The sequence below is a fragment of the Pseudomonas maioricensis genome, from assembly GCF_022790535.1.
GTDB lineage: Bacteria > Pseudomonadota > Gammaproteobacteria > Pseudomonadales > Pseudomonadaceae > Aquipseudomonas > Aquipseudomonas maioricensis.
Genome location: NZ_LOHG01000038.1, coordinates 4,094 through 7,255 on the forward strand (window position 1 = coordinate 4,094; position 3,162 = coordinate 7,255).

Here is a 3,162-nt window from a genome sequence, read left to right on the forward strand (position 1 = left end):
AAGCTGTTGCTGAAACCGTAGGACTGGCTTTAGCCGGGAGAGTGGTATCTCTCGCAATGCAGATGTTGCGAATGTATCGACGCCCTCGCGGCTAAAGCCACTCCTACGGGACCGCAGCGCGGTGGGGTTTACCGGCAATCGATAGACCGATCCACCATGGCCTTGGCAATCTCTGCCATGTGGACAACCGAGAAGGCCAGATCACGGCTGGTGCCCATGGCATTGTCGCCAGACTCGTAAGCGGTCGTGATGATGCAACGCAGCAGGTCAGATGCGTAGTTGAGCGCTTGTTGCTGATCGACGGTGTCGTTGATGGTGAAGAGGGGTGAGTGAGCATCGTTTTGTTTAAGCATTTAGCAGTCCCCAGATATTTATAAGGAGCCGCTCCTATCGCTACCAACGATAAAGGTGGCGGCCGCACGCAAGTGGTAGACCGGTAACCTAGGCAAACCCGGTGCATCCGAAGACGCCAAGCGCGCGGCCACCATAAACATAGGCCGAAAAAATGCGCCTCGCAAAAGGTGGCGCACCGCGCCCAGGATACTCAGGTCTACCAAACCTGATCGCTGATTTTGCAGCGACCGGCGCACCCTAGAGGTCTTGAATCGGGGGCGCAATGCACTCAGAGCACTCTCGGAAATTTCCTTCAAGCAAAGAGGAGATGTCTCGCAGTTTCCCGGAAATCGAGCCATGCACAGTCCTTGTGGGAGCGGTGCTTGGTCTGGGCGGCATTCCGACGATAAACGATAACGCGGTATGTCTTCTGGCTAGGTCTCATGCATCGCGGGCAAGCCCGGCTCCCACAAAGGTTTTGTGTTTGCTGCACGAAGAGGTTGTGTCAGCTTTTTCGAGCTGCACTGAAGCTGGCATCTCGGGTCAACGGGCTTAACTGCAGGTCGCATTCCCTGTGGGAGCGGCGCACGGCGTAGAGATCGATTTGCATCTATAGACGCTGATTGATATTGTTTGAGTCTGTAGATTAAAAAGGTAGCGATCATGTCCGCCGTTCCGCAACTCCAGCCGCTCTCCAAAGAACAATGCGTATCCGGTCTGCGCACCGCGCTGCGCATTCTCGACAAGTGGGATGCGTCCAGCGAGCAGGCGTGTCGGATTCTGCGTATCTCGCGCAGCACCTACACCCGGGCCAAGCAGACAGGCTCTGAATGGTCAGTCGGGCTGGACATGGATCAGATGCACCGCATCAGCTTCGTGCTGAATATTCATGCGGCGCTGCGCACGGTTTTCGACAACCCGGACAACGTGTACGGCTTCCCTTCGATGGCCAACGACAACGAGTTTTTCAACGGCCGCAAGCCGCTGGACATCATGGCGCAGGGCGACATCGTTTCGCTGTATGAAACCTTCCGCCGCGTCGACGCACTCCGGGGCGCGCAATGGTGACCCTCGACAGCCTGCCGATCCTTGCCGAGCAAGAGCAGCGGGCTTATCGGTTGGTCAATTCCAGATTCCCGCCCATCGATCTGTTCGACGATGTTGCAGATGCCGCCGAGTTCGAGGGGCTGTATCAGCTACAGGCGCTGACCAATCCGCGGTTGCAGAATGAGATCGGGCGCATTGCGTTGATCCCGGTCGCCGAGATTCCATTCGGCATTCCCGGTTGTTCCTACGCGGTCGGGCCATTCACCCATGTGAATCCGGCGGGCTCGCGTTTCAGTTCGGGGGCTTTCGGGGTGCTGTATCTGGCCGATGTGATGGAAACCGCCATCGCAGAGGTGCGGCATCACCAGAACCACTATTGGTCGAGAGTGGCAGGACTCAACTATGAGCGCTTCCTGTTTCGCGGCCTGCTCTGCACCTTTGATGAAGTGGCAAATCGCGATGCTACCGGGCTGTCACTTTCAGAGCCGATCTACGATCCTGATGATTATTCCCACCCTCGCCAACTGGGCCACGCCGCCAAGCGGGCAGGGTGCCCAGGGCTGCGCTACAACTCCGTTCGCTCGCCGGGCAACCATTGCTGGGCATTGATGACGCCCAGGCATGTGAAGTCGATTGTTCAGACCGCGCACTACGAAATGATCTGGAGTGGGCAGATCACTAGTGTGAGTCGGCTTTCGAATGCTTAATATTTCAGCTATTTGGCGCACACTCACAGTTTTTTAAGCGTGAATTGACATCTGTTGAGCTTGAGGCCTTTTGGAACCGCGATTTGAGGGCGATAAAACGAATTGATCACCTCATTCACATTCCCCAAAGGGCGATCCCCGGCAGTCCATTCAACAATTACATCCTGTGTGGACCCAGGCAAACTTCCTAGGTCCACGGCGATTTTTTTTCCAAGCCCCTGAAGCATGTCTGCACCCAAAAACAGTAAGTCAGCCTCCCTGTCTTCCCTTAATCCGACCCTGTCCTTGAAGCTCGAAAAATCTATCGAATCTCCCTTTGAGGTGCTGAGCCAGTGAAGAGATCTAGATCGCGCCTCGCTGAGATCACGGGTGTTATGCCTGAGCAAATCACCGACTTCGATATGCGAATAAGGTCTTTTGTTACCCAGAGCCGACAGAGTCGAGTGGTACCGATAATCTCCAAACCTTGATTTACTTTTTACCGGCTCGCTCCCTCCAGTCTCCAAAGCAAAAAAAGCGAAATCATGATTGCCATAGTTCGGGATATTTCCTCCCTCCGAATTTCCTTCATACCCTGTGTCACCTCTCTCTTCTTGTAGCATCACAAGTGATTTGAAATGCACGCCTTCTTCATTGGAAAAATCCTGCCTGCTGAAATGCGTAATCCAGTAGTCTTCCGGCGAAATGCCTGCTATGCGGTCAGCAACTTTTCTTTGTTTTTCGCTGTCCAGTTCGCTTTCTAGTTGGTATAGGTTTGCTCTGGACAGTCGCCCCATTGTTTCAAACCCATTTTCAGAGCCTCGCATGAGTCCCTGCCATACCAGTCCCTGTTTGAACATACGGTCATAAGCACTGACAGCATCCGAAAAATGAGAAGGTGATGCGCCTATTCCGTCTTTGAGTACTGTGGGCTGGTTATGCACGAACCGATACAGGTTCGCCCCATCCACAGCCCCCGCTGGGTCCGGATTAATCCATCGCTGCAACCAAGGCGCGTAATACCGGACCCCATAATAATAAAGCCCACTGGCATCGAGCTCTTTACCCGAGTAGCGCACCGTTTTGTATTTAACTT

4 protein-coding genes are annotated in these 3,162 nt (G+C 54.2%); 2 read left to right on the forward strand and 2 right to left on the reverse strand.

Annotation, left to right across the window (positions count from 1 at the left end; translation table 11 throughout):
• Positions 1–128 precede the first annotated feature (128 nt).
• Positions 129–353, reverse strand: a complete 225-nt coding sequence (locus AUC61_RS26330; RefSeq protein WP_243249224.1) for a DUF6124 family protein — start codon at positions 351–353, stop codon at positions 129–131.
• 643 nt (positions 354–996) lie between these two features.
• On the opposite strand from AUC61_RS26330, the gene AUC61_RS26335 reads away from it, so the two are divergent.
• Both AUC61_RS26335 and AUC61_RS26340 read left to right on the forward strand, forming a co-directional pair.
• Positions 997–1,401 carry an antitoxin Xre-like helix-turn-helix domain-containing protein gene (locus AUC61_RS26335; protein WP_243249225.1) on the forward strand — a complete coding sequence of 135 codons (405 nt, stop codon included), beginning with the start codon at positions 997–999 and terminating at the stop codon, positions 1,399–1,401.
• The gene (locus AUC61_RS26340; RefSeq protein WP_243249228.1) at positions 1,395–2,087 is read left to right on the forward strand and encodes an RES family NAD+ phosphorylase; all 693 of its coding nucleotides are present in this window, start codon (positions 1,395–1,397) and stop codon (positions 2,085–2,087) included. The genes AUC61_RS26335 and AUC61_RS26340 overlap by 7 nt, the downstream gene beginning before the upstream one ends.
• A gap of 23 nt (positions 2,088–2,110) precedes the next feature.
• Here the strand turns inward: AUC61_RS26340 and AUC61_RS26345 are convergent.
• Positions 2,111–3,162: RHS repeat-associated core domain-containing protein (locus tag AUC61_RS26345; protein WP_243249230.1), on the reverse strand; the 1,052-nt coding region annotated here is incomplete at its 5' end.